Origin of the sequence: Alistipes sp. UBA1686 (genome assembly GCF_002320215.1) — a bacterium.
Taxonomy (GTDB): domain Bacteria; phylum Bacteroidota; class Bacteroidia; order Bacteroidales; family Rikenellaceae; genus Alistipes; species Alistipes onderdonkii.
This window is the reverse complement of sequence record NZ_DCKA01000021.1, coordinates 237255-262710: the sequence shown is the minus strand read 5'-3', so window position 1 is coordinate 262710 and position 25456 is coordinate 237255. Positions and strand designations below refer to the sequence as shown.

Genomic DNA, 25456 nt, shown 5'->3' with positions numbered 1-25456 from the left:
AGCAGAGCTGTTTCCTCTCGCACCACGATCCGCAGACGGTCGAATGGCTCGGGACTATGAAGTATGACCTCGATAAATAGCGGACGGATGAAAAAAGGAATTCTTGCGGCGTTTGTCGCGGCGCTGGCGCTGACGGCGGAAATTTACGCACAAACCAACGATACGGGTAACATGGAAACGAAGGAGAGAATATACGGATCGGTTTTTCCCCGGGGGGAGAAGCTGCCGGAAATGTTTGCGAAGTATTTTACCGGGCAGGCCTATCTTGCGCGGCTGACGCGTGACGAGGCCCTGAACTGCCCCGTTTCGAACGTCACGTTCGAGCCGGGTTGCCGGAACAACTGGCACAGCCACACGGGCGGGCAGCTGCTCGTCGCCGTGAGCGGCCGGGGGTATTATCAGGCGAAGGGCGAACCTGCGCGGGAATTGCTGCCGGGCGACGTGGTCGAGATCGGCCCCGGCGTGGTGCACTGGCACGGCGCGGCCCCCGACAGCTGGTTTTCGCACCTGGCCGTCGAGACCAACCCGCAGACGAACCGCAATACGTGGCTGGAGCCGGTCGACGACGCGCAGTATGCCGCGGCGACCGCCCCTGCGGCTGCCGTCGTTCCGCAGCTGGGCGCCGAGGCGCTCCGCAACCGTGCGGAACTTTTCTCGGGCGATGCCTCGGGACAGGGGGCGACGGATCCCGAATTAATCGAAATTTTTGATAACTTTGCATTCGGCGAAGTCGCCGGTTACGGCGACCTCGATACCCCTACGCGGATGATGTGCATCCTCGCATCGTGTATCGCCGCGCAGGGGCAGTCCGAGTTCCGGACGATGCTCGCAGGGGCGCTCAACGCCGGCGTGACGCCCGTCGAGGCGAAGGAAGTCCTCTACCAGGCGGTGCCGTACGTGGGGATGGCCAAGGTGCTCGATTTCGTACATATCACCAACGATGTGCTGGTGACGCGCGGCGTGGCGCTTCCGCTCGAAGGACAGTCGACGACCTCGCCGGGGACGCGGTTCGAAAGGGGACTGGCCGTCCAGAAGGCCATTTTCGGCGAAGGACATATCGACGCCATGCGCGAAGCGGCCCCCGAAGGCCAGAAACACATACAGGATTACCTGTCGATGAATTGTTTCGGTGATTACGTCACCCGCGGCGGGTTGGATGCCCGGACGCGCGAGCTGCTGACGTTTTCGATGCTGCTTACGCTGGGCGGCTGCGAACCGCAGCTCAAGGGACATATCCGCGGCAACCTGAACCTGGGCAACGACAAACGGACGCTGCTGACCGTCATCACGCAACTGCTGCCCTACGTGGGCTATCCGCGGTCGCTCAACGCGATCGCCTGCCTGAATGAAGCGGCGCCCGGGAGAGAATAAACGAAGATGAAGATTATGGCGAAAAAAGTATTGATACTCTCCTCCAGCCCGCGGCGCGGGGGAAATTCCGACCGGCTCTGCGACCGTTTCATGGCGGGGGCGCAGCAGGCCGGACACGAGGTCGAAAAGATTTTCCTGAAAGACCGCAGGATCGGCTATTGTACGGGTTGCGGTGCCTGCTACGGCGGTGCCGGGCCCTGCCCGCAGAAAGACGATGCGGCCGGGGTGATCGGCAAGATGGTCGAAGCGGACGTGATCGTGATGGCTACGCCGGTCTATTTCTATACGCTCAGCGCACAGATGAAGACCCTGATCGACCGCTGCTGCGCCCGCTACCTGGAGATGAAGGGTAAGGAGTTTTATTTCATCCTGACGGCCGCCGAAGAGAGCGTCCCGATGATGGAACGCACGGTGGAGTGTTTCCGCGGCCTGCTCGACTGCCTCGAAGACCCCCGCGAGAAAGGCGTGGTCTACGGGGTCGGGGCATGGCGTGCCGGCGACATCGAGGGGATGCCCGCGATGGATGAGGCCTATGCCATGGGGCGCGGCGTATAAACGGATTGAAAATTACGGATTATGAGATTATCGGTTTTAATAGCGGCCGTCGCGGTTTTATTCCCGGCCATGGACATGCAGGCCCAGACGGCCTCCGGCAAAAAGGTGCTCGTCGCCTATTTCTCACATAGCGGCAACACGCGCGAAATGGCGCGGCAGATTGCCGAGGCTACGAACGGGGATCTTTTCGAGATCGTCCCTCAGAGCGCCTACCCTGCGCAATACGATGCCGTTACGGCCCAGGCCAAGCGCGAGATCGGCCGGGGATACCGGCCCGCGCTGAAGGGGCGCCTGCCCGACATCGGCGCATACGACGTGGTTTTCGTCGGCTCGCCCTGTTGGTGGGGCTCCGTCGCGCCGCCCGTGGCGACGTTCCTTGCCGCGTACGACTGGTCGGGAAAGACCGTTGCGCCGTTCATGACGCACGGGGGCAGCCGCATGGGCCGCAGCGAGGACGACATCGAAAAGCTCTGTCCCGGGGCTACCCTGCTGGGCGGGCTGCCGGTGCGCGGCAGTGCCGTGAAGGGCTCGCGGGATGCAGTCGGTAAATGGATCGGGGGAATGAATTTGTCAAAATAAACGAAAACGGATGTTACGCAAAATCAGAATCACGGCTGCTGCCGTTTTCTTCACGGTGATCACGCTGTTGCTGCTCGATTTCACGGGAACGCTCCATGCGTGGTTCGGCTGGATGGCGAAGGTGCAGCTGCTGCCCGCCGTCCTGGCCGTCAATGCGGGCGTGGTCGCAGCACTTGTGCTGCTGACCCTGCTTTTCGGACGGGTCTACTGTTCGGTCATCTGCCCGCTGGGCGTCTTTCAGGATGTCGTGTCGCGGGCGGCCGCCCGGCGGCGGAAGAACCGCTTCCGCTACTCGCGGGCGCTGTCGTGGCTGCGCTACGGCGTACTGGTGCTGTTCCTCGTGGCGATGGTCGCCCATTTCAAGCCCGTGTCGAACCTGTTGGCGCCGTACAGCGCCTACGGGCGTATCGTGTCCAACCTTTTTGCGCCCCTTTACCTGTGGGGCAACAACCTGCTGGCCTATCTGGCCGAGCGGGCCGGCAGCTATGCGTTCTACACGGTCGATGTCTGGGTCAAGGGCGCCGCGACGCTGGCTGTGGCGGCCGTGACGTTCATCGTGCTGGCCGTGCTGGCATGGCGCAACGGCCGAACCTACTGCAATACGGTCTGTCCTGTCGGCACGATCTTGGGACTCGTGTCGCGCTTCGCGGTTTTCAAGCCGCGTATCGACGCCTCGAAATGTAACGGTTGCGGCCTTTGTGCCCGCAACTGCAAGGCGTCGTGCATCGACGCGAAGACGCACCGGATCGATTACAGCCGCTGCGTGGCCTGCATGGACTGTCTGGGGAAATGCCGCCAGGGAGCGATCTCCTTTTCGCGCAAACCCGCTGCCGGCCGCAAACCCGCTGCCGTGGAACCTGCGACCGTGAAGGCGGCCGTTGCGGCGGGGGAACCGGCCGATGCTTCGCGCCGCAAGTTCCTTTCGCTGGTCGGGGTCATGGCCTGTGCGACGGTCAGGGCACAGGAGAAGAAGGTCGACGGCGGCCTGGCCGTGATCGAGCAGAAGAAAATCCCCCGGCGTACGACGCCCATTACCCCGCCCGGATCGCTCTCCGTGCGTAATATGGAGGCGCACTGCACCGGATGCCAACTGTGCGTGGCCGTGTGTCCCAACCAGGTGCTGAGACCGTCGGGCAAGCTGATGTCGCTGATGGTACCCGAGATGTCCTACGAACGGGGTTACTGCCGCCCCGAATGTACGAAGTGTTCGGAGGTCTGTCCCACGGGGGCCATACGCCCGATCACGAAGGAGGACAAGTCGTCGGTGCAGATCGGCCACGCCGTATGGATCGCCGCCAACTGCGTCGTCAATACCGACGGCGTGGAGTGCGGCAACTGCGCCCGCCACTGCCCCGCCGGGGCTATTCAGATGGTGCATAAGGAGCCCGGGAAGCCCGACTCCCCGCGTATTCCGGTCGTAAATGAGGCCCGCTGCATCGGCTGCGGCGCCTGCGAGAACCTCTGTCCGAGCCGTCCGTTCAGCGCCATTTATGTCGAAGGGCACCAGAATCACCGTACCGTTTAATGCTTCAAACGTATGAAAGAGAAGAAAAAGATAGGCCGCCGGGAGTTCCTGAAAGTCGCAGGTACCGGTGCTGCCGTAACGACGGCAGCGTTGTATGGCTGCAAGCCCCGCTCTGCGGGAAGCGCCTCTGAGGCAGACGGCGCACGGCAGGGGCAGATGACTTACCGTACCAACCCCAAGACGGGAGACCGGGTGTCGCTGCTGGGATACGGCTGTATGCGTTGGCCGACCGTCAGCAGCGGCAGCGCCCGTGACAGCGGCGACGAGATCGACCAGGAGATGGTCAACGCGCTGGTCGACCATGCCATTGCCCACGGGGTGAACTATTTCGACACTTCGCCCGCCTATTGCCGGGGGCATTCCGAACATGCCACGGGCGTGGCGCTGAGCCGCCATCCCCGCGACAAGTATTTCATTGCCACCAAACTGTCCAATTTCGCGCCCTCGACCTGGAGCCGCGAAGCCTCGATGGCCATGTACCGCAATTCGTTCCAGGAGCTGCAGGTCGATTATATCGACTACCTGCTGCTGCACGGCGTGGGCATGGGCAGCGGCATGGAGGAGTTCGAAGCCCGCTACATCGACAACGGGATGCTGGATTTCCTGCTTGCCGAGCGTGAGGCCGGCCGTATCCGCAACCTCGGGTTCTCCTACCACGGGGACATCGCGGTGTTCGACCACCTGCTTGCGCAGCACGACCGCTATAAGTGGGACTTTGTGCAGATACAGCTCAATTACGTGGACTGGAAACACGCCAAGGAGGTCAACACGCGCAATACCGATGCCGAGTACCTGTACGGCGAACTGGAGAAGCGCGGTATCCCGGCCGTCATCATGGAGCCGCTGCTGGGCGGGCGCCTTTCGAATGTCCACGACCACATCGCCGCCCACCTCAAACAGCGGCGCCCGTCGTCGAGCGTCGCTTCGTGGGCGTTCCGTTTCGCGGGGTCGTTCCCCGGGGTGCTGACCGTGCTGAGCGGTATGACCTACATGGAGCATTTGCAGGACAACCTGCGCACCTACTCGCCGCTCGACGAGCTGACCGATGACGACAAAGAGTTTCTGGAACAGACGGCGCAGCTGATGCTCCGCTACCCCACGATCCCCTGCAACGACTGCAAGTATTGCATGCCGTGTCCCTACGGGCTGGACATCCCGGCCATCCTGCTGCACTATAACAAGTGTGTCAACGAAGGGAATGTCGCCACCTCGTCGCAGGACGAAAATTACCGCCGGGCGCGCCGGGCGTTTTTGGTGGGCTACGACCGCAGCGTCCCGAAACTCCGCCAGGCCAACCACTGTATCGGCTGTAACCAGTGCGTGCCGCATTGCCCGCAGAATATCCGTATCCCGCAGGAACTGCACCGCATCGACCGGTTCGCCGAACATCTCAAACAGGATAGCTTATAGGCCTTCCGGCCCCGCAGCCCGTTCCGGCCTGCGGGGTTCTTTTTTTGGCTGCCCTCCTTCTGCGCGCGCCGTGTATCTAGGTTCCATGCGGAATGCCGCTTGCGGGCGTCGTGTATCCGGTTTGCCTGCCGAATGCCGCGCGCCCGCTTCTGCCGGGAATCCCGCAGCAAAGCCTCCGGCGATGAATTAACCGGCTCCGAATTGCGCCGGACGTGGGATTTTTCGTACCTTTGAAGCCGATCCGTAAAACTTGCCTGACCCATGGAAAAAAACCTTTGCCGCCCGGGCTTCGCACTGCCCCTCCTCATGGCCCTCCTGTTTGCCGCCGCCCCTGCACATGCCCAGGAGCTCGGAATCGAAACCGTGCCTTCGCAACCGAGGGCACTCCAGGAATTCGAGGTGTGGTATACGGCCGGCGGGGAGATCGAGTCGATAGAAATGCCCTGCTGGGGCTCCCTGACCCTGGTCAGAGAACTCGGACGGACGAGCGGCACGCAGACTTCGGTACGCGACGGCGTCATGACCCGTTCCGAAACCCATGCATACCGTTACCTCGTCCGTTCTGCGGTCGGCGGAGAGCTGGTTATTCCCGGAACGACGGCGGTTGTCGGCGGGCAGACGTGCCGCTGCGTGGGCTTGCGCGTTAAGATACTCCCCGCGCTGGTGTCCGTGCAGCCGCAATGCCGGATCGTATACGACTCGGTCGTCTCGCGGCGGATGGGCGGGCATATCCTGCGCCTTACGTGCGACCGCCGGCCCGACCGCAGGGAGCCGCTGCTGGCCGTGAACGGTGAGGATGTGGCGCCCCTGATGTCCGGTTATTCCGAGAAAAACGGCCTCGAAGAGTTTGTTTACCACTACCGGGTCGCCGGTGACGGCCCCGGCACGTATTCCTGTGTCCCGCGGTTGTCGTTCGGCGGCCGGGAGTTCGCCGCGGAACCTTATGTCGTCACCGTAAAACCCGCTTCGGCCGCCGTGTCATTCGGGCGGTGGTGGCTTTATGTGCCGGTGGGTGCGCTGCTGGCGCTCTGGGGCGCGGTGTTCGTACGCGACCATACGGTCGCGGCCGGCAGGAATGCCGTCGTGTCGCGGTTTTCATGGCGCGGGTATATGCTCCTCGCCCTTGCCCTGCTCTTCGTCGGGTTCAGCGCCGTGTTCCTGTGCCTCCTGTTCGCCCCGGGGGCAAAACCATTCGCGTTGTACCTGGCTGCCGCTGTGATGCTTTTCGGCTCCTGCTGGCTGGTGTTCGGGGAGTTGCGGCGCTCGGCCGTGAGGTTGTGCCTCGATGCCGGGACGCTCTGCGTTACACCTTATATGGGGCTGGGCATGACCCGCAGGTACGATATGCACGACTTCGACGGTGTCACCACATCCGTCCTTGTCAGCCGGGGCGAAGTGTACGAATACCGTTACCTGCTGAAAGGCGGGCGCCGCGAGGTGCGCCTCTCTTCGTGTTACCTGAAGAATTACGCGCGGCTTTCCACGGCCATCGGCGCCTGTTGCCCGGACAGGGGCGAACGCCCGAGGGACTTCTGGCTGGAGCTGAAGGAGCTTTTCCGGTAGCCGCCACTCCAGCTTTGGCGGGGTGTCGTCCCGATAGCCGGCGGCCTGTCCGTATAGTGTCGTACTGCGGGGTATCGGCCGCATGCTGCCCGATGGCGCCCTGGTCGCGTGGTTTTGCCCGCACGGTGCCCGTTCCCGGCCGTCGTGATGCCGCTTACTGATCCCGTGCCCTTCCGGAACCCGTAGCGCCGGTTTGTGCAATGCCGGAATAAACGATGCCGGGCTTCACAGGAAGCCCGGCATCGCCTTGTCTTGGCGGGTGGCGCCTACTGCGCGTCCGCCTTCGAATACTCCGAGAATTCGCACCCGAAGCGTTCCACCAGCATGTTGTCCATGGCGTCGGCCCGGAAAGCCAGGTCGACGATGTTCTTCCGGATCTCCTCCTCCGATTCGTCGGTGATGTCGGAGAGATGGATGCGGTATGCGATGTAAATCTGGCGGCCTTCGATCCCCAGTTTATAGGGGCCGAAATCCTCGCTCAGCATGTAGTCCAGCACCGGTTCCACCTCCTTTTTGGGCAGCAGGTTGATCGGCGAGGTGGAGAACAGGTAGTTGTTGTCGTAGACGAAGATGCGAATCTCCGAACTTCCCTTGTGGAATAACCACGAGTCGTAGCCGTCGCGTGCCAGCACAGGGTTGACCCCCATCTGTTCGATGGCCGATTCGACGAACCCGCCCAGAGGCGATTGTTCGCGTTCTTCGAAGACGCCTTCGGGCAGCTTGTCGCCGCACGACGGGCAATACTCCTCCTCTTGGGCGATCAGCTCCTCGCAGCTGCCGCACTGCACCTGGAATACCGTGCGGTTGAGGTCGCCGATCGTATCCAGCAGTGCGTGCAGCGTCTCGACCCGGATGCCGAAGCCCATGTTGTCGGCCTGCGTGAACTTGCTCACCGTCACGCCCACCACCCGGTTGTCTTCGTCGAGGATCGGGCCGCCCGAGTTGCCGGGGTTCACCGCGGCGTCGGTCTGGATGTAGTATTTGCCGTCCATCAGCTGCTTGGGCGATGACACCGAACCTTCGGTGATCGTGAAGGGCATGCCGTAGGGATACCCGGCGACGTAGACCTTGCGGCCGATCGTCAGCGTGTCGTCCTCGGCGAGCGAAATGTCCGGCAGCGAGGAGAAATCCCCTTCGGCCGCCAGCAGGGCGATGTCCATCGCCGGGTTTGCCAGCACGACCTTGGCCAGGTACGGGTTGCGCTCGTTGTCGTGGATGGCGACGGTGCGGAAGCCCTCGGTCACGTGGTAGTTCGTCACGAAAAGGTCATAGGCCTTGAGGTAGAAGCAACTGCCCGAGCCGCCCGAATGAGTCACTTTGAATACCGTCTTGTAAATATTGTTCTGTTCCATAGGATATACGGGTTTAGAGCGGTTATTTTTGTTGCCCGAGGGCCTGTTCCATCATTTTTTGCTGGAATTCCTGCGCCAGCCGCATGTATTCGGCCATGTCGCCTTTGGCCAGTGCCTCCTGCATCGCGGCCTGCATCTGCGCGACATGGCCCTGCATGGCGGCGGCCATCTGCTGCACCTGCTCCGCGGCGGCCGCACCGGCGATGCCCAGCTCCCCGGCGTCGAAATCCCCGTCGTCCGCCGAGAGGTCGTCCTCCATGACTTTTTCGAGTGCTTCGTACAGGATCTCCGAAGCCTCCTCCATCGTTTTCCCGGCCGACTTGCCGAGCGCCCCCGCCACGACGGCGTTCAGGTCGTCCTGCACGTCGTTGTAGTAATACATTTCGTAGAACTTGTAGAGGATGCGCACGGTGCTACGCTCGAAATTCTCCGATTCGATGGCTTCGGTAGCCTCCTGGTACACCTCCTTGAAGTTCTCCTGCACGTTGTTGAGCGAGGAGCGGCGCTTGGTCGAAACCAGCGTGTCGACCAGGTAAAGGTCGCGCGCCATCTCCTCGCGCGGCATTGCGAGCAGCCGTTCGAGGAACGCCTTGCCCTTGGCCACCAGTTCGGCCACGGGAAGCTCCTTGTCCATGTCGTCGACCGCCTTGTCGAGGTCGTTGAGCAACTGCCCCTGCGGGTGCGCGAAATAGGCGATCTTGTAGAGCGCGATGTCGATCACGTTCCACGAATAGCCGTACTTGCGTTCCGTCTCGTATTCCTTCACCGCGTCGAGCGTCTCGCGGCATGTCTGCCGGACGGCTTCGTAGATGCGCGTCACCTCCTCTTCCGGGTAGGGCGTCACCTGCGGTTCGTAGCTGCGTTGGGCGCCGAACTTCGTGCAGAACTCGTCGTCGTAGCGGTCGCCGACGTGGCAGATGTTGCGCAGTATGAAATACAGTTTGTGCGGATGGCTTTGTGACAGCGGGCAGGCGTATTCCATCATCAGCCTGTCGTCTTCCTTGCGGAAACGCGGCAGCATCAGCCGGTTGATGTTCAGGTCGGCGACCTGGCGCAGCATGGCCACGCGTCCCTTTTCGGGGAGTATCAGGAAATCGGCGCTGATGTGCAGCCTGTCGTCCGCGATGCGGATGTGCACCAGGATAGATCCGTGCGGGATATGGAACTCCGTGCCGTTGGCATTGCCGTACTTGGTGCGGAATTCCGGGTTCAGGTGGTCGAGCAACTGATAGAACGCCCCGAGGTAATTGCCCTCGTTGTATTGGTCTATGGCCTGCTCGTAGGCCTCCATGTTGACCTTGCTCTGGGTCGAGCCGAGGACAGGAGCGACGAATGGGTGAGTAGTTTTCATGTAGTTTTATTATGGCGATCCCCGGTTGTCGGGGCATCTGTCCTGTAAATTTAGGAAAAATCGGGAGAAAACCGCGCTCCCGGGCGAAAAACTTAATTTTCTTCGATCGAAAGCGTGCCGTCGGGTTCCACGGTCACCTCGGCCTCGTAGTAGATATACGACGTTTTGCCCGCGCTGCTCTCGGTCTCCTTACCGTCCTCGGTGAAGCGGACGACGAAGGACGTGTGCTGCTTCCCGAATGTCTTGTTGCGGTTGAATACCGAGTTGCCTGCCGGGACATCCTCCTCGATCTGGTAGCTTCCTACCGACTTGAACGAGTGCCCTTCGGGGAGCATGGTCTTGGCCTGTGCGATCTGTGCGGCGATTTGCGCGGCGTCGAGCTTCGTAAGGTCGATGCCGACGGTGGTTTCGTATTCGGGGGCCTCGAACGTGCGCTGTACGTCGCTCAGGGCGGTCGGTTCGAGCCCGGTCATGTAGTAGGACTGCGAAAATGCCTGGTTGTCCTTGTTGACCAGTTTTACCGAGATGAGGAACAGGTTGTCCGACAGGGGTTCACCCTCCATGAACGAAAGCGAATAGACCTTGAACTTGTCGGTGTCGACGCTCTTTTTTGCGATTTCGATGGCTTTGGCATAACTCGCCTCGGCATCCGTCGGATAGCCTGTGAGCGAGGAACAGGAGCAGATCGTTGCCGCAGCGACGCTCGCGGCGAGCAGTTTGAAAATGTGTCGCATTGTCTTTTCGGTTATAACGTTAATTGATAAAATGTTTTGCTTAGCGGACGTGTCGTGTATTGCAAAACGTTGTTTGTTCGTGGTGTATATTCTGTTATTTGAAGGTGGACTTGAAGGCGTCGAACGCATCGGAGCTTTCGAAGAATGCGCCGCGGATGACATGGTGGGCGGCCGGCAGCGAGATGGTGAATTCGTTTTCCTCCGCATCGAATTTGGTGTACTCGACGTCCGGGAGCCTGAACGACTCGTTGGTTACGGTGCCCTTTTTCACCACGGGAATCGTGACCAGGTCGCCGTCGACAGTGATTTCCCCGCCCTGAGCGATGAGCTTGCGTGCCTGCATGATCTCGCGCACGGTGAACGTCAGCAGGGCGAGTCCGCCGACCACGAAGATGATCGTCGTGGCAGTGGCGCCCAGGATGGGCATGCGGCCGATGCGGATGCCAAAAGGATATACCAGGGGTACGATGACCATGCCGGCGCCGATGGCCAGCGATGAGAGCGACCCGCTGAAGGGGTTGGTCGGGGTGTAGCTGAATTTCTGCATTTTTATTTTTATTGTAAATTTGGATGAATGATGCCCGTTCGCGTTATCCGGCGGACTATGCGCGGGATGTTCCTTTACGGCAGTCGCGGCACGACGGTCGTATTCGGTGCAAAGTTAATTGCGGGGCACCTGTTCCGAATGGGTATACAGGGGTATATTGCGGGGGGGGGATTATTTTCCAACCTACTGGTTATCTTTTTGTTCCATGTTCTAGAGGCGGGACAAGAGGGGTACATTTTGTAATTTGGAGAGGACATCTTCCAGTGTTGCGCCCTTTGCCGAGGCCAGTTTTTCGGTGCGGATGCGCTTCAATCGTTTTTTTACCGAGTCCTTCTCCAGGCAGACGACGCCGGCGATCTCGGCCTGCGACAAATGCATGCGTACCATGCAGCAATAGCGGATGTCATCCTCGTTCAGGGACGGGAACTGGTGGCGGAGCCGAACCGTGAAATTATCGAACACGGCGTCGGCGTGGGTGTAGATCGTCTTCCAGTCTTCATCCGACATCCGGCATTTCTTCGACTCCCCGGCCTGCTTTACCTGCGCGATGAAGCGGCTGTTGAGCTGGCGGAAGAAAGCCGTGCGCAGCTGTTCTTCCTTGCGGCGCATTTCGTCGAGCTCGTTCGCCTGCTTCATGAGGCGTTTTTGCTGGGCGATTTCCCGCAGTTTTGTCCGGTGCCATATGCGCATCCCCAGCCATGCCCCGAGCAGCAGTATCGCGCCGCAGGCCAGCATCGTCCGGTATGCGAGGCGTTCGCGGAACTGTTTCTGCCCCTCGAGGGCGGTGTTCCGGGCTTTGAGGTGCTCGTACTGCCACAATTCGCGGATGTGGAGCACATCGGCGCTGTGTATGTTGTCTTCGAGCGAATCCCTGAGGCTGCAATAATATTTCAGCGCTTCGAGGCTTTTCTTCGCCTGCCCCAGTCCCTCGTAGGCTTCCGAGGCGTGGAACGCCCACAGCGCCCGTGCGGTGAGGTCGGATGTGTCGGGGCACATCATCCGCGAACTGTCGATTAGACGCAGCGCCACGTCGTAGCGCCCCTGCTTGTTATATATTTCTGCCTTGGTCTTGATCCACGAAAAGCGGGCCCGTTCGGGGGCGAATTCGTATCCCCGTTCCCAGTACTCCTCGGCAGTGGCATAGTCCCCGCGCCGGAGGGCGTTTTCGATCAGCATGGCCCATTTCTGGGAGGTATTTTCGGTGATCCCCTTCTCCTCGGCCAGGCGGAGCGCCTTCAGCGCATAGTATTCCATGCTGTCGTATTTGCCGAGCCCCATGTACGCATGTGCGATGTCGCCGAGCGAAATGCAACGCCAGCCGTCCCTGTCGAGGCTGTCGGCGTAGGCATAGGCCCGCATGGCGTGGCCGACCTTCTCCTCGTAGAGCCGTTGCTTGCCGCAGAAGACGCCCAGCCACGTTTCCACCACATAGTGCCTTTGCCACTCCCCCGCCGCGGGCAGCGCCTGCCGGCTGTTCAGCAGCAGTGACATGGCGATTTCGGGTTGGTGGCGGCGATCGGCGATCTTGGCCGCATAGTAATAAGCCTTGTGCACACGGACAAAATCCTTCGTGTGGGTGCTGTAATAGGCGAGTGCGACGTCGGAAAGCGTGTCGCCGGTCAAGTTTTCGCCCGCGAGCCACCGCGCCTGGGTCAAGATCAGTGCGTAGCGGGCATAGTTGCGGCGGGACAGGTTCTTCGCGGGGGCGGGGATTCCCCGCAGGAGCCGCACGGCGCTGTCGGGATGCTCCATGACGATCGCCTCGGCTTGTGGAATGGCTTCGGGAATGGTTTGGCAGCCGATGGCCGGCAGGCACAGGAGGAATACGACGGTAAAACGGACGCAATACATGGGTAGAAGTTATTTGGGGCGGGTAAACGACTTCGGCACCTTTTGTCCGGTCTGCCTCAGTGCCGCTCCGGGTCGCAAATATAGTGTTTTTTGCGGTGGGGCGTACGCTGTGCCTGTTTTTTTCTTGTCCGGGAGAGCTGCTGAAAAAAGGTTTCGAAGGCGCCCGCACCACGTAGATCGCGGCGGGCCGGGGTGAAATCGAACGTGTGGACGTACGGCACCCCATGCTGGATATCCTTTCGCTCGATATCTTCACGTTCGTCACCTACCCCATTATCCGCCCGCTTATCGGGGAGCTCGCGGCGGACAGGGCCGATTTCATCACCCAGTGCAAACGCGAGAATATCGCGACCCTCATGCGGCGCCTCGGAAAACACCCGGGATCAGGCAGTACGACCGATCCGCCAGACTGCCGAATATACTTGTCGAATGCCGGCCGTACCCTTACCGCCCCGTGACGCGCATGTATTTCGCGAGCGAGGTGTGGTAGGCGGCATAGGCCGAGGTGAGGTTGTTGCGGCTCTGGGTGTAGAGCGTCTCGGCGTCGAGCAGGTCGGTGAGGGTAGCTGTCCCTGCGTCGTAGAAATTGCGGTTCTGCCGCAGGTTTTCGGTGGCCGATGCCACTGAACGCTGCATGAGCAGGATCTGTGCGTGGGCCTCCTGCACCTCGCTCCATGTCCGTTCGATCTCCACGGCGAGCATTTCGCGGGCTTCCAGTCGGTCGTTCTCGGCCTGCATCTCGTCGATGCGGGCCTTTTTCAGGGCATGAGCCCCGCCCCACCAGTCGGAAATGGGGATGGATACCTGTGCGAAGACCATTCCGTCGTCCACGTCCTTGTCGGTCACGTTATAATAGAGGTACCCGGCGCCCACGGCCACGGTCGGCAGCCGTTTGCCGCGTTCCATGCGCTTGCGGTATTTCTGCGCCTCGACGTTCTTTTCCGAGAGCAGGTATTCCGCGCGGCGGTCGAGCGCCTCGTCCACCGGCACGTAATAGGCTGCCGGGGCCTCCGGTTCGCCGAAGGCTGCGGCCGCGATGTCGAACGTATGCCAGTCGGCGCCGATATGCTGTGCGAGCAGCATCTTCGACACCTTCAGCCCGTTTTCGACCTTCAGCCGCTCGGAGGCTACCTCCTGCCTGCGCAGTTCCACGCGCAGCAGGTCATTCGTGGTCACGAGCCCCGCTTTGACCGAGAGCGCGACCTGGCGGTGTATCTCCGCCAGCTGCCGCTCCACGGCTTCGATGGTCGAAAGGTTGTCCCTGAGCGATACCACCTGCCAGAAGTAGGTGTCGGTGCGTTCGCGCACCTCGGCTGCGGTCTTTTGCAGTTGTAGCTGCGCGACCTCTTCGCCCAGCCGGGCGAGTTTGTTGCCGCTGACGATCTTCAGCCCTGCGAACAGGGGCTGCACGGCCGTGACGGAACCCAGGATGCCGCGTTTTACCAGCAACAGGGGCAGCGACCCCATCTGGGGGATCGCGAAATCGGCCTGCACCAGCCCGTGCTGGGCCTGGAATACGCCGCCCGAGGCCGAGACCTGCGGGAAATAGGTGGTGAATGCCTCGCGGCGCGTCTGCAAGGCGGCATCGAGGCCGAGGCGGCTGTTTTTGAGCGTGCGGTTATGCTCCTCGGCCGCGGCGCGGCACTCGTCGAGCGTGAGCGTCTGGGACAGGCCCGGGGCGGCGGCCATGCACAGCAGGAGGAATAGGACGGTCTTTTTCATCATTTGTAAATTTTGGAATAGAGGACGGGCAGGATCGTGACTACGAGGATCAGCGAGCCGATGCCGCCGGCGAAGATCGTTACGCCGACCGGCGCCCAGAAAGTACTGCCGCCGAACATCATCGGCACGACGCCTACGGCCGTGGTCGCGGTCGTGAGGAAGATCGGCACCATGCGCCGCTTGCCGGCGTCGTAGGCCGCCAGGCGTGCCGACCAGTGGCAGACCTTGCGTTTGTCCTCGGCGTGCTGGTACATCAGGATGACGTTGCGCACGATCATGCCCAGCAGCGTGATGAAACCCAGCACCGACGTGAGGCCGATGGTGAAGTCGGCGATCCGCAGCCCGACGACGGCGCCGAACAGGCACAGCGACATCGAGGCCATGACCACCAGCGTGATGCCGAACTTGCGGAAGTTGACGAGGATGAAGAAGAAAATGATCACCAGCGAGATCGACAGCCCCGATGCGATGGGCGGGATGGTCTCCCAGTCGAATTCATGGGCGCCGCCCAGTTCCGTGGTGACGCCTGCCGGGAGCACCAGCTCCCGGTCGATGATGTCGCTGATGCGCGAAGTCATCCGCATGGCGTTGGCACCGCGTTTGAGGTCGGCCGTGACGGTTATGCAGCGCATGCCGTTGCGGTGTACGATCTTGCTCTGGCTCCAGACGGGCTCCACGTCGGCGATCTGGCGCAGGGGCACGCTGACCGAAGGCACCGGCGACGAGATGTAGGTGTCCCCGATGTCGGAGAGCGAGCGTTCGCCCTGCCGTGTGTCGTTCTTGAGTACGATGGGCAGCCGGTAATCGCCCTCCCAGACCGATCCGACCGGGACGTCGCCCGAAGCCAGCGCCAGGTTGACCGCGGCCAGCGTCCGCGTGACGCCCAGCTGCGGTGCCGTGACGGGATCCAGCCGCACGTCGATGACCGAACGGGGGTCTTCGTAGTCGGAGTGTACCCATTGCAGCTCGGGCATCCGGCGCATCCGGGCCATCAGGCCGTCGGTCGCGGTGCGCAGCGAGTCGATGTCGCTGCCGTAGAACCGGAACTCCAGCGAGGGGACGTTCTGGTAGTCGAGCTGCTTGAATTTGACATAGGCCTCGGGGAAACGGTCGGCCCATGCGTCGGCATACTGGTCGAGGATATCTTCGGTGTCGTCGACCGAGGTGGTGTTGACGATGAACTGTGCGTAGTTCTTGCCTGCCATCTGCGGGGCGTAGCTCATCTGGAAGCGCGGCGAGGAGCACCCGACGAACGAGGTGACCGATTTCACGCGCGCATCGTCGTGCAGCACCCGGTAGACCGAGTCGGCTACGGCGGCGGTGCGCTCCAGCGGCACGTCGGGGCGCAGGTAGATCTCCACGGCGAACTGGTCGCGGTCGGCGAAGGGAACCATGCGCAGCTTGAGCTGCGTGGCGATCAGCAGCGATACGATGACCGAAGCGACGCCCATCGAGATCGTCAGCCAGCCGTGGCGGAACGTCCACGCCAGTACGCGGCGGTAGAGGTCGTGTACGCGGTCTGTGACCGACTTGCCCGCTTTTTTCGGCTGTACGGCGGGGATGATGAGGATTTCGAGGAACGGGATCACCAGCACGGCCAGCAGCAGCGAGACCATCAGGTTGATCGTGATCGTCCACGGGAAATAGGTCAGGAAGTCGCCCATCATGCCCGTCATGGTGAAGAGGATCGGATAGAAGATCATGCAGATGCAGACCGTGGCCAGCAGCAGCGACGGGAAGAACTCCCGGGCGCTCTCGACCGCCGCGAACCAGCGCGAGTGGCCGCGCCCGAGGTAGTCGAGGTAGCCGTCGATCACCACGATCGAATTGTCGACGATCATACCCAGCACCACGACCAGTGCCGCGAGGGTCACCGTGTTGAGCGGGATGCCGAACAGGTACATGATTCCCACCGAGATGAAGGTCGACAGCGGGATGGTGATGGCCGCCACGATGGCCGACCGCAGCGGGAAGAGGAGCATCATCACCAGGATGATGATGGCCATGGCGACGAACAGGTCACGCAGGAACGAGTGCACCGAGTCGCCCACGACCTTGGCCTGGTCGGCGATGCGCTGCACCTGGACGTCCGCGGGGAGCTCGGCCGCAATGAATTCGTGCAGCACTTCGTCCACGTCACGGCCGTATTGCACGATGTTGAAGCCCGCCTTCATCTCCATCGACAGCATGACGCAGCGGTGGCCGTTGTTGCGGATGTAGCTGTCCGGGTCGTCGTATTCGCGTACGACGCGCGCCACGTCCTTCACGCGCAGCACGTGCCCCTGCGGGTCGCTCCAGATGATCTGCTCGGCGACCTCCCGCTCGCCGGCCAGCGCCGGCGCGATGTGGATGGGCGTTTCGGTCTCGGCGTTGCCGACCGACCCGCCCATCGGGGTCAGCCCCTGCGAGGCGAGCGCGGCCGAGAGGACTTTTTCGCCGATGCCGTAGGCCGCCAGCCGTTCATGGTCGGCGTAGATCGAGATTTGCTCCTGCTGCACACCGTACGGGCGCAGGTTCGAGACCGACTCGATGCGGCGCAGGCGGTCGCTCAGGTCGTCCATGTAGCCTTTCAGTTCGCGGTACGACCGCGTATCGGATTCGAGCGTGATGAGCAGCGCCGAGGTGTCGCCGAAGTCGTCGTTGGTGACCACGGCCGCAACGCCCGGCGGCAACTGCGACTTGAATGCCGCCAGGCCGTGCTTGATCTTCGACCACACTTCGTCCTTGTCGTTCACGTGGTCTTCGAGTTCGACCATCACGTAGCACATGCCGTTCTGCGACGTGGAGGTGGTCTTCGACCGTTTGACCTCCTTGTAAGTCATCAGGAACTGTTCGAGCGGCTTGGCGAGCTGCTGCTCGACCTCTTCGCTCGTGGCGCCGGGATAGACGCCCACCACCACGCCCTGGCGGATCGTGTATTCCGGGAACTCCTGCTTGGGAATATGCACCAGCCCGTAAATACCGAAGGCGAACAGGCAGCCCACGATGAGGAAGGCGATGCGGAAATTGCGCATCGACCACGATATTATATTGCTTTTCATTCCGCTATGACTTTACTTCCCTGGCCGATTTTCTGCATCCCGTCGGTCACGATGCGGTCGCCCGCTTGTATTCCTGCGGTGATCGTGACGGCGTTGTTCACCAGGCGTCCCGTGGCGACAGCCGTGCGGACGACCGAATCCCCGCTCACTTTCCATACGAAGCGGCTTCCGTCGCCGGCCTGCTGCACGGCGCGTACCGGCAGCGCGATCTCTTCGGCCGCCCCTGCCGGCGATGCCTCCACACGGCATACCATGCCCGGGAGCAGCTCGCCGTCGGCGTTGGACAGCGTGGCGCGTACGTCATAGGTGTGTGTAGCGGGATTTGCCACGGCACCCTTTTCGATCTTCCCGGCCGGGAAAGCACGGTCGCCGAGTGCCGCGACGGTTATCCGCAGCCGGCTGTCCGTGCCCAGGCGTGCGATCTCCTGCTCGGGTACCGGGAAGCGGACTTTCACCGTCCCGATCCGCAGCAGGGTCATGGCCGGAACGCCCGGCAGAACCGTCTCCCCCGCTGCGGCCTGCCGTTTGCCGATGACGCCCGTGAACGGTGCGTACAACTTGCAGTCGTCGAGGTTTTTGCGGGCGATGCCGTATGCCGACTCGGCCTGGCGCAGCCGGGTCTGCGCCTCGACCCACTTGATCTGGGGCAGGCTCTCGGCGTCGTAAAGCTGTTTGAGGCGCGCGCAGGCATCTTTCGCCTGGTCGAGTGCCGCCTGCGCGGCATCGAAGGTCTGCCGGGCCGATGTCGGATCGAGTTCGGCCAGCAACTGCCCCTGCTGCACGCGCTGCCCTTCGTCCGCGTAGGTGCGCGCGAGGGTACCGGCGACGGGGAAACTCAGGGCGGCCGAGGTCTCCTCCTCGATCGTGCCGACGTAGAGCGCGGCGTCGATGTCCGACGACGGGGTGACGACGATGGTGCCCACACGCAGCGGATCGGCCGTATGGGGCTTTTTCGGTGAAGTGCAACCTGTCGCTAACAGCAGTATTGCGCAAAAAGTCGTTTGTTTCATCTGTTCCGTATTTTTCGATGCAAAGTTGCCGTTTTAGCGGTCGTAAGAAAAGACCATCGTGTCGGATGAATTCGTCGATTGGTTCGATTTTGTACTATTCAATGAAAAGCTCCCGGGATTTGCGTATATTTGTCCGTATAATTATCGGTAAAATGAACAAAAAGGAGATTCAGAGCTTCTCGCTCGCCACATTGCTCGACATCTGCGGCCGCAGGCCGGAAGACCTCTATTACGATGGATGCCTGATCGCTTCGCGTGTCAATGTGAAGGATGAATTCAACATCGACCTGTTCCGGTATCCGACACGTCTCGATGCCTTTGCGATCATTTTTTGTTCTAAAGGTTCGATTGTCTCCACGTCGGGCGTGACGCGCCACACGATCGGCGAGAGGACGCTTTTCGTCCACCTGCCCGGCAGCATCCTGCAGGTCGAGTCGGTGGAGGACGCCAGCGTGCATGCCATTCTCTGCGAGGAGGAGTTCATCCAACGGATCAATATCGACCTCAAACTGCTGACACAGCTTTTCCTGCAGGTCGAGAAGCACCCCAGCCTGCCGCTCGACGACGAGGAGTGGGACGGGGTCATGCGTTCGCTGGACGGGATCCGCATCGAGGGGGCACGGCAGCACAACGACCCCTACTCCGCCGAGATCATACGTTCGATGATCCGGACACTGGCCTACAAGGTCTGCCGGATCATCGCCCGGCATGTCGAGACGGGGGCGTCGGACGCCTCTTCGCGCAGCCGCAACGAGGAATATTTCAACCAGTTTATGGGAGTGCTGACCAGGCACTACATGCAGCAGCGTTCGGTAGGTTTCTATGCCGAACAGTTGAACCTGACGCCCAAATACCTCACGACGATCATCCGCAAGACCAGCGGGCGCACGGCCGTGCAGTGGATCGACGACTATGTGGTGCTCGAAGCCAAGAACCTGCTGAAATACTCCACGATGAGCATCCAGGAGATCTCCTACTACCTGAATTTCCCCAACCAGTCGTTTTTCGGGAAATACTTCAAGAACCATACGGGCATGACCCCCACCGCTTACCGGCTGGGAAAATAGCCCGCCCGCGATCCGGAATGAAAATTACCCGGGCGAGCGCTCCGGGTAATTTTTGGGTGCATCCACCTGGGGGACGGCACGTGTCAGGGTCTGTTCAACAGGTGGTTGGCGGCTATATATATGCAGGCCGGGTTTGCCGCTATGGTCTTTTCCGCGAAGGCCCGGAAGTCTGACTCGGACACATATCCCGGCCGTCCCAGCATCCTGTTGAGCGACTCCCAGTTATATACTCCCGGACGCCTCGAGAACCTGCGGAACCATTTTTCGATGGGAGTGCCCTGCCTGACCCTGCTGCTGGAACTGTTTTCGGAATTGTCGCTTGTCTTTATCTGCAGCAGCGAGCCGTCCGCCTTGCAAAAGTCCACCGCATCAATCGTACTTCCCCAGCAGCAATACCATCCCAAGGGGGATAATTTTACCGCCAGGTACTCTTCGAGCAACTCGCCGATATTGTTTTCGATCGTCATCAGCAGGGAATGCCCGGCCACTATTTTATCGGCCAAATTATCCTCGAGCCCGGGTATCCTGGCTCTGAGGATCGTTTTTGCCATCGGATCCGGATGTGTCCCGGAACAATTCCCGGTTCTGGCCGAGGGCCTGTTGTTATATCCGGCCAGGTATGCCCCCACCCATTTCTGCATGTAGCCGGAGAGAATTATGGTGTCCGAACTTTTCAGGCGGAAAGTCGGCAAATTGCGTTTTTCGCTGAAGGCGACTTTCAGGACGGTCTCCATGGCGGGGGAATAATTCGTCCCGGCGTATATTTTGGCATAGGCGATTGCCTTTTCCGTACTCGATTCGTCGAATCTGTATGCATCCGTCATGGTTTTTTGTTTTAAAATTACGGATTAATCGAATTCGATTGTCAACTGGGACGATGTTTTTTTTCGTTTCCCCGATAAAATTCCGGTTTCGAATTCATGATCCGATGTGCCCTTGTAGCGGGAATAGGGAAAGCCTTCCGGTGCCGCCGTTTCGACTCCCTGGCGGTGGGCGGCGATTGTCCTGCCGATTGCCCTGCCCAGCCCGACGGGAACCGCATTGCCGATTTGTTTGTATTTGTCCAGCAAACTGCCTTCGATCACCCAATCGTCGGGAAATTCCTGAATCCTTTTGTATTCTTGTATGGACAGGGGCCTGTTTTCCGTCGGGTGCGCCAGTTCCGTTGCGGGCATGGCGGGATGGGTGACTACCGTGGGGGACGGCGAATCCCAGTCCAGCCTTCGGTAAAAGCCCGTTTTCCCACCGCCCAGATGGTAGGAGTTTCCCATGGCTTCCGGCTGGAGTTCTTTGGGCAGATTCCGCCAGTTTTCCCCCGGTTTCAGCATCTTAATGTACTTCAGCCGCTTCTCGGAAAAGTCGATGTGGTCGCATCGGGCCGGATCCAATCCGGCTACTGCATCCCTGAAAGTCCTCCACCTTTCAAGCCCGAATACCTCTTCGTTCGAATGGGTGGGACGGAGGTACGGAACCGGGTTCGGGGATTTGGTGCATGTTATGACGACCCTCTCCCTGATTTGCGGGGAGCCGAAATTGGCCGAATTGTAAAGGTTGAAAGTTACGTTGTAGCCTGCGGCTTCCAGCTTCTTTTTGATATAAAAGAGTGTCGACCCCGGTGTCTTTGCCCAATCGAGGTCGTAGCTGCGGATAATTTCATCGTCGATGTCTATCGAAAGTGCGGACGAAAACAACCCTCTTACGTTTTCTATTACGGCGTACTGCGGTTGTATCTCCCGGATGACTTCTATGTATTTCAGAAAGACATTGCCCCGCTCGTCCTGGAAGCCGAGCCTTTTCCCGGCCGTGCTGAATGCCTGGCAGGGCGGCCCGCCGACGACGATGTCGACCTGCCCGTTTTCCCGGAGGTTGGCGTATTCCAGGATCTCCCCGACCGTGTAGTCCCTTATATCTCCGATCAGGCCGATGCCGGGTTCGTTGGCGACGATCGTCCGGCGGCATGCGTTATCCGTTTCGCAGGCCAGCAATATGTTGATGCCCTCCTGCTCCAGTCCGATGTCCAGCCCCATCGCCCCGGAGAAAAAGGAGAGGCAATTCAGCGCGTCCTGTTTTGGCGCTTTCTTGGATTTCCGATCCGGAACGTCATTTTTTTTCATCCGCAGATCCTTCCTGTCGAAAGATTCCAATGTATCGTCGTTTAAAATCCAGGAGTCCCCTATTTTCTGGCCGGCGAGGCGGCCTTCCCTTAAAAGTTTCCTCACATATTGGGCGGAGCATCCCAAGGTCTCCGCCGTTTCAATCACACTCAGCAACATGGTTTGATTATTTCGTTTGCGAAACACTGCAAATATACCCTTTTCCCCGCAAACGGCCAAAAAAACTCCCTCGGACCGGAAGTTTTTATCCCGATACGTTCGACCCGTGCCGGACGGGGAGTCGCATGAGCCCGTAAGACGGACAGGTTATTTCACTGTTACTGGTTTCCTGCGTTTGTCCCGGGGACGCAAGGGGCATAACGGGGGCTTATTGACCGTGTCCTTGCCGGGGTATTTGTTCTAAAGCCGTTGTTTTGCATCGTTTGACGCAGGAGGGAAAATACGTTTCTAATGGGGAGTTTTATGGAGAGACAATGGGAGCCAGGCCCCTGGAAAGGCGCTTTTGCCTCTTTCCCGCCGCAGGTAAACAAAAAATCAGCAACTTCATTTCTGTAAGTTGCTGATTCCCTGAGCGGAAAACGAGACTCGAACTCGCGACCCCAACCTTGGCAAGGTTGTGCTCTACCAACTGAGCTATTTCCGCATGGCATGTTTCTCAATTGCGAGTGCAAAGGTATATAAAAAATCCGAATCTCCAAATTTTTCAGGGCTATTCTGCGGAATTTTTGTCCTGAAGCCGGGCTCCGCCCCCTTTATCTGAACACCCTGATGCGTTCGTCCAGCGGTTTGAACGTCTTTTCGCCCGGTTCGCCTGCGGGTGTCCCGAACGGCATTTGCGCGACGAGTTTCCACTCCCCGGGCAGGCTCCAGCGCTTGCGCACCTCGTCATCGATGAGCGGGTTGTAATGTTGGAGCGATGCCCCCAACCCTGCGTCTTCCAGCATCGTCCAGACTGCCAGCTGGTGCATGGCCGATGTCTGCTCCGACCATACCGGGAAATTCCCCGCATAGGCCGGAAACTGCTGTTGCAGGCCGCGGACGACATCCGTGTCTTCGAAGAAAAGTACGGTGCCGTACCCGGCTGCGAAGCTGTGCTCGATCTTCTCCTCGGTGCGTGCGAATGCCCCTTCGGGGACGATTGCCCGCAGGGTGCGCTTTACGATTTTCCATAATTCGTCGTGATGCTCGTGAAGCAGCAATACGGCACGTGTCGATTGCGAATTGAAGGCCGAGGGTACGTGTTTTATGGCAAAACGCACGATTTCCTCGATCCGTGCGTCGTCGATGGGCGATTCCGGAGCTAAGGCGTAGTAGCTGCGGCGGTGGCGGAGTGCCTCTCTGAATGTTCTTTCCATAGTCTTTACCGGTTTAAGATCCGTCTATGCAAATATAGCACAACTTCGGATAAAATGTGCATATTCCGCTGCGAAACGCTATCTTTGCACCATGAAAAATGCCATCGGACTCTTTTCCCGGCTTGGGTGCCGCCTGCGCGGTTTCGGCGACGACGCCCGCACGCGGGAGATAATAGGGCGTGCTTGCCGGGAAAACGGCTGGTTTACGCCTGCGGACATTCGCCGCGCCGTTGCGGCCGTCGCCGGCGTGATGCTCCGGCGCGACGCACTCGCGGAGTGGCTGGCGCCCTACCCCGTTCCTGTCGCCGAACCCCGGCGCGTGCTGGTCGTCATGGCCGGGAATATCCCGCTGGTCGGATTTTTCGATATGCTGTGCGTGCTCGCCGCAGGGCACAGGTGCCTCGTAAAACCATCGGCCAAAGATACCGTCCTGATGGAATATGTCATCGGGTTGCTGCGCGGAATCGACCCGCAGGTTCCGGTGGAATTTTACGACGGCAGCACATCGCCCGATGCCGTGATCGCTACGGGCAGCGACAATGCCAACCGCTATTTCCGGGCGCAGTATGCGGGCATTCCCGCCCTGCTGCGCGGTAACCGCCAGTCGGTCGCCGTACTCGGCGGCCGGGAAACCCCCGCGCAGCTCACTGCATTGGCCGACGACATCTGGGCTTATTCCGGACTGGGCTGCCGCAGCGTGTCGCTGCTTTTCCTGCCCGAGGGCTATGACCTGCAGCTGCGGATGCCGGAGGTGAACGTGAAATACAGGAACTCTTACCGCCAGCAGAAAGCCCTCCTGACGATGGGCGGACAGCCGTTCCGCGACCTGGGAGCTGCCGTGGCCGTCGAAGAGCGGGCCTTTCCCGCGGCGTTGAGCCGGATCAATTATTCGTTTTACAAATCACCCGCCGAGGTCGGGGCCTGGCTCGCAGCACACGATGCCGGACTGCAATGCGTCGTTTCGGAGTGCATTGCCTGCCGCCGCCGCGTGGATTTCGGCCATGCACAGTCCCCTGGGCTGACGGATTACCCCGACGACAGGGATGTCATCGAATTCCTTACGACATCTTGTTTGTAAATTAGGTCATGCTGGGTGCTTTTTATTGATAAATAATATTATATTTGGCTGTGTTTATAATAAATAATATTATATTTGAGGCTGAATATAAAACAAATGGTTTATCATGAAAAAGTTCGCCTTATTAGTCGTTTCGTTATTTGTCGCCGGCTCTGCATCGTATGCCCGCAAACCGGCCCCCGTAATCCCCGACTTCATACATGCCGCCTATTCGGTGGAGAGCCTCCTGAGCGAGGCGGAACTCACGAACCCGGGGTACGATGCCTTCCAGTTCATCTACCTGATGGCTACGCCCGAGTGGGCCGGGCTGGATTTCGACCGGCCGCAGGATGCCGTCGACGCCTATGCCACGCAGTTCGACTACCTGAAGCAGGGAGGCAAGATGGCGCTCGTGCCCTCCATGATCGAAAAGGCCCATGCCGCCGGGGCCAGGATCCTGTTGTGCTTCGGCGGGCAGCAGGAGTTCCTTCCCCTGCTGGAGAATCCGGATCGGATCCCCAGGTTTGTCGGGTATATGGTGCGCCTGGTCGAAAAGAACGGTTACGACGGCATCGACATGGACTGGGAGATCACGCTGGACAAGGAGTTGCATGCCCGCATGATGGCCCTGCTGCGCGAACGGTTCGACGAACTCTCGGAACGCACCGGGCGTTATTACTACCTGACCACGGCCCTCAGCATCGACCACGAGTACGACCCGGCGCTGGCCGACAGGCTGGCCGGGGCGGTCGACTGGATAAATATCATGTCCTATGACATGTGCGACGGCGTATGGGGCAGCACCCCTTCGCACAACACCTCGATGGAGCGTATGCGGTCGAAGCTGGAACACTGGAAAGTCTTCGACAAGCGGAAGCTCTGCCTCGGGCTGGCCAACTACGGGTTCTATTACAAAGGGTTGAAGCCCGGGCAGAAAGCCGACGGGCCGCTGCGCGACTACGGTTCGTATATCACCTACAAGGAGTTCCTGCCCCGGCTCGCAAACGGCTGGACGGAGGAGTACGACCCGGCAGCCGAGGTGTCCTACTATTTCTCGCCGGACAGAACGGAATTCGTGACCATCGACAACCCCTCTTCGATACGCAGCAAGATCGAATGGATCAAGGCCGGCGGCTACCTGGGGGCTTTCTGGTGGGAATTCCACCACGACTACGTAGCTCCCGGGGCGGAGAACCCGCAGGGCAGCCACTACCTGATCGACATTGTTACCCGGTACCTCGGTCGGAAGTGA

At 60.3% G+C, this 25456-nt stretch carries 21 protein-coding genes and 1 tRNA gene; 10 read left to right on the top strand and 12 right to left on the bottom strand.

Translation table 11 applies throughout. From position 1 onward, the window contains the following. Positions 1 to 87 precede the first annotated feature (87 nt). The 6 genes from B3C38_RS11165 (at position 88) to B3C38_RS11140 (ending at position 7003) form a co-directional block, all read left to right on the top strand. A complete protein-coding gene (locus tag B3C38_RS11165) occupies positions 88 to 1371 on the top strand; it encodes a cupin domain-containing carboxymuconolactone decarboxylase family protein (RefSeq protein WP_286727122.1) in 1284 nt (427 codons plus the stop codon). A 15-nt stretch (positions 1372 to 1386) separates the two neighbouring features. Further along, complete coding sequence (locus B3C38_RS11160; protein WP_026318371.1) at positions 1387 to 1926, top strand: flavodoxin family protein; 540 nt, start codon at positions 1387 to 1389, stop codon at positions 1924 to 1926. 21 nt (positions 1927 to 1947) lie between these two features. After that, positions 1948 to 2505, top strand: coding sequence for a flavodoxin (locus B3C38_RS11155; RefSeq protein ID WP_286727120.1), 558 nt, complete (start codon positions 1948 to 1950; stop codon positions 2503 to 2505). A 10-nt stretch (positions 2506 to 2515) separates the two neighbouring features. Beyond that, positions 2516 to 4030, top strand: a complete 1515-nt coding sequence (locus B3C38_RS11150; RefSeq protein ID WP_286727119.1) for a 4Fe-4S binding protein — start codon at positions 2516 to 2518, stop codon at positions 4028 to 4030. 12 nt (positions 4031 to 4042) lie between these two features. Continuing rightward, positions 4043 to 5440 carry an aldo/keto reductase gene (locus tag B3C38_RS11145; protein ID WP_286727118.1) on the top strand — a complete coding sequence of 466 codons (1398 nt, stop codon included), beginning with the start codon at positions 4043 to 4045 and terminating at the stop codon, positions 5438 to 5440. A 261-nt stretch (positions 5441 to 5701) separates the two neighbouring features. Then, entirely contained in the window at positions 5702 to 7003 is a 1302-nt protein-coding gene (locus B3C38_RS11140; protein WP_286727117.1) for a hypothetical protein, read from the top strand. A gap of 266 nt (positions 7004 to 7269) precedes the next feature. Here the strand turns inward: B3C38_RS11140 and B3C38_RS11135 are convergent, their stop codons facing one another. The 5 genes from B3C38_RS11135 to B3C38_RS11115 form a co-directional block, all read right to left on the bottom strand. After that, a complete protein-coding gene (locus B3C38_RS11135; RefSeq protein WP_286727116.1) occupies positions 7270 to 8355 on the bottom strand; it encodes a serine protease in 1086 nt (361 codons plus the stop codon). A gap of 22 nt (positions 8356 to 8377) precedes the next feature. Next, positions 8378 to 9706, bottom strand: a complete 1329-nt coding sequence (locus B3C38_RS11130; RefSeq protein ID WP_141405642.1) for a T3SS (YopN, CesT) and YbjN peptide-binding chaperone 1 — start codon at positions 9704 to 9706, stop codon at positions 8378 to 8380. Between the two features lie 92 nt (positions 9707 to 9798). Next, positions 9799 to 10440, bottom strand: coding sequence for a hypothetical protein (locus tag B3C38_RS11125; protein WP_055201977.1), 642 nt, complete (start codon positions 10438 to 10440; stop codon positions 9799 to 9801). A 94-nt stretch (positions 10441 to 10534) separates the two neighbouring features. Further along, positions 10535 to 10987 (bottom strand): hypothetical protein, encoded by a 453-nt coding sequence (locus B3C38_RS11120; protein WP_055210364.1) that lies wholly within the window; start codon positions 10985 to 10987, stop codon positions 10535 to 10537. Between the two features lie 210 nt (positions 10988 to 11197). Continuing rightward, positions 11198 to 12838: a tetratricopeptide repeat protein gene (locus B3C38_RS11115; protein ID WP_286727114.1), complete on the bottom strand. Its 1641-nt coding sequence runs from the start codon at positions 12836 to 12838 to the stop codon at positions 11198 to 11200. A gap of 206 nt (positions 12839 to 13044) precedes the next feature. Here B3C38_RS11115 and B3C38_RS11110 point away from each other — a divergent pair, with 206 nt between their 5' ends. Then, positions 13045 to 13296 (top strand): hypothetical protein, encoded by a 252-nt coding sequence (locus tag B3C38_RS11110; RefSeq protein WP_276655187.1) that lies wholly within the window; start codon positions 13045 to 13047, stop codon positions 13294 to 13296. Here B3C38_RS11110 and B3C38_RS11105 read toward each other — a convergent pair. The 3 genes from B3C38_RS11105 to B3C38_RS11095 are packed head-to-tail and all read right to left on the bottom strand — an operon-like array spanning position 13283 to position 18611. Continuing rightward, the gene (locus B3C38_RS11105; protein ID WP_286727113.1) at positions 13283 to 14560 is read right to left on the bottom strand and encodes a TolC family protein; all 1278 of its coding nucleotides are present in this window, start codon (positions 14558 to 14560) and stop codon (positions 13283 to 13285) included. The two genes, B3C38_RS11110 and B3C38_RS11105, sit on opposite strands and share 14 nt — an antisense overlap. Beyond that, entirely contained in the window at positions 14560 to 17601 is a 3042-nt protein-coding gene (locus tag B3C38_RS11100) for an efflux RND transporter permease subunit (RefSeq protein WP_286727112.1), read from the bottom strand. The genes B3C38_RS11105 and B3C38_RS11100 overlap by 1 nt, the downstream gene beginning before the upstream one ends. Next, a complete protein-coding gene (locus B3C38_RS11095; protein WP_286727111.1) occupies positions 17598 to 18611 on the bottom strand; it encodes an efflux RND transporter periplasmic adaptor subunit in 1014 nt (337 codons plus the stop codon). The genes B3C38_RS11100 and B3C38_RS11095 overlap by 4 nt, the downstream gene beginning before the upstream one ends. Positions 18612 to 18763: 152 nt before the next feature. On the opposite strand from B3C38_RS11095, the gene B3C38_RS11090 reads away from it, so the two are divergent. Then, positions 18764 to 19678, top strand: coding sequence for a helix-turn-helix domain-containing protein (locus B3C38_RS11090; RefSeq protein WP_286727110.1), 915 nt, complete (start codon positions 18764 to 18766; stop codon positions 19676 to 19678). 83 nt (positions 19679 to 19761) lie between these two features. Here the strand turns inward: B3C38_RS11090 and B3C38_RS11085 are convergent, their stop codons facing one another. The 4 genes from B3C38_RS11085 to B3C38_RS11070 all read right to left on the bottom strand — a co-directional run bounded on the left by B3C38_RS11085 (position 19762) and on the right by B3C38_RS11070 (position 23147). Further along, positions 19762 to 20502, bottom strand: a complete 741-nt coding sequence (locus B3C38_RS11085; RefSeq protein ID WP_022333660.1) for a SinI family restriction endonuclease — start codon at positions 20500 to 20502, stop codon at positions 19762 to 19764. A 24-nt stretch (positions 20503 to 20526) separates the two neighbouring features. After that, complete coding sequence (locus B3C38_RS11080) at positions 20527 to 21792, bottom strand: DNA cytosine methyltransferase (RefSeq protein ID WP_286727104.1); 1266 nt, start codon at positions 21790 to 21792, stop codon at positions 20527 to 20529. A 570-nt stretch (positions 21793 to 22362) separates the two neighbouring features. Next, positions 22363 to 22435, bottom strand: a tRNA-Gly gene (locus tag B3C38_RS11075). A 109-nt stretch (positions 22436 to 22544) separates the two neighbouring features. Next, on the bottom strand, positions 22545 to 23147 hold the full coding sequence (locus B3C38_RS11070; protein WP_022333658.1) for a nitroreductase family protein: 603 nt from the start codon (positions 23145 to 23147) through the stop codon (positions 22545 to 22547). Between the two features lie 91 nt (positions 23148 to 23238). Here B3C38_RS11070 and B3C38_RS11065 point away from each other — a divergent pair, with 91 nt between their 5' ends. Beyond that, the gene (locus B3C38_RS11065; RefSeq protein ID WP_286727102.1) at positions 23239 to 24225 is read left to right on the top strand and encodes an acyl-CoA reductase; all 987 of its coding nucleotides are present in this window, start codon (positions 23239 to 23241) and stop codon (positions 24223 to 24225) included. Positions 24226 to 24331: 106 nt separating this feature from the next. Next, on the top strand, positions 24332 to 25456 hold the full coding sequence (locus tag B3C38_RS11060) for a glycoside hydrolase family 18 protein (protein ID WP_286727101.1): 1125 nt from the start codon (positions 24332 to 24334) through the stop codon (positions 25454 to 25456).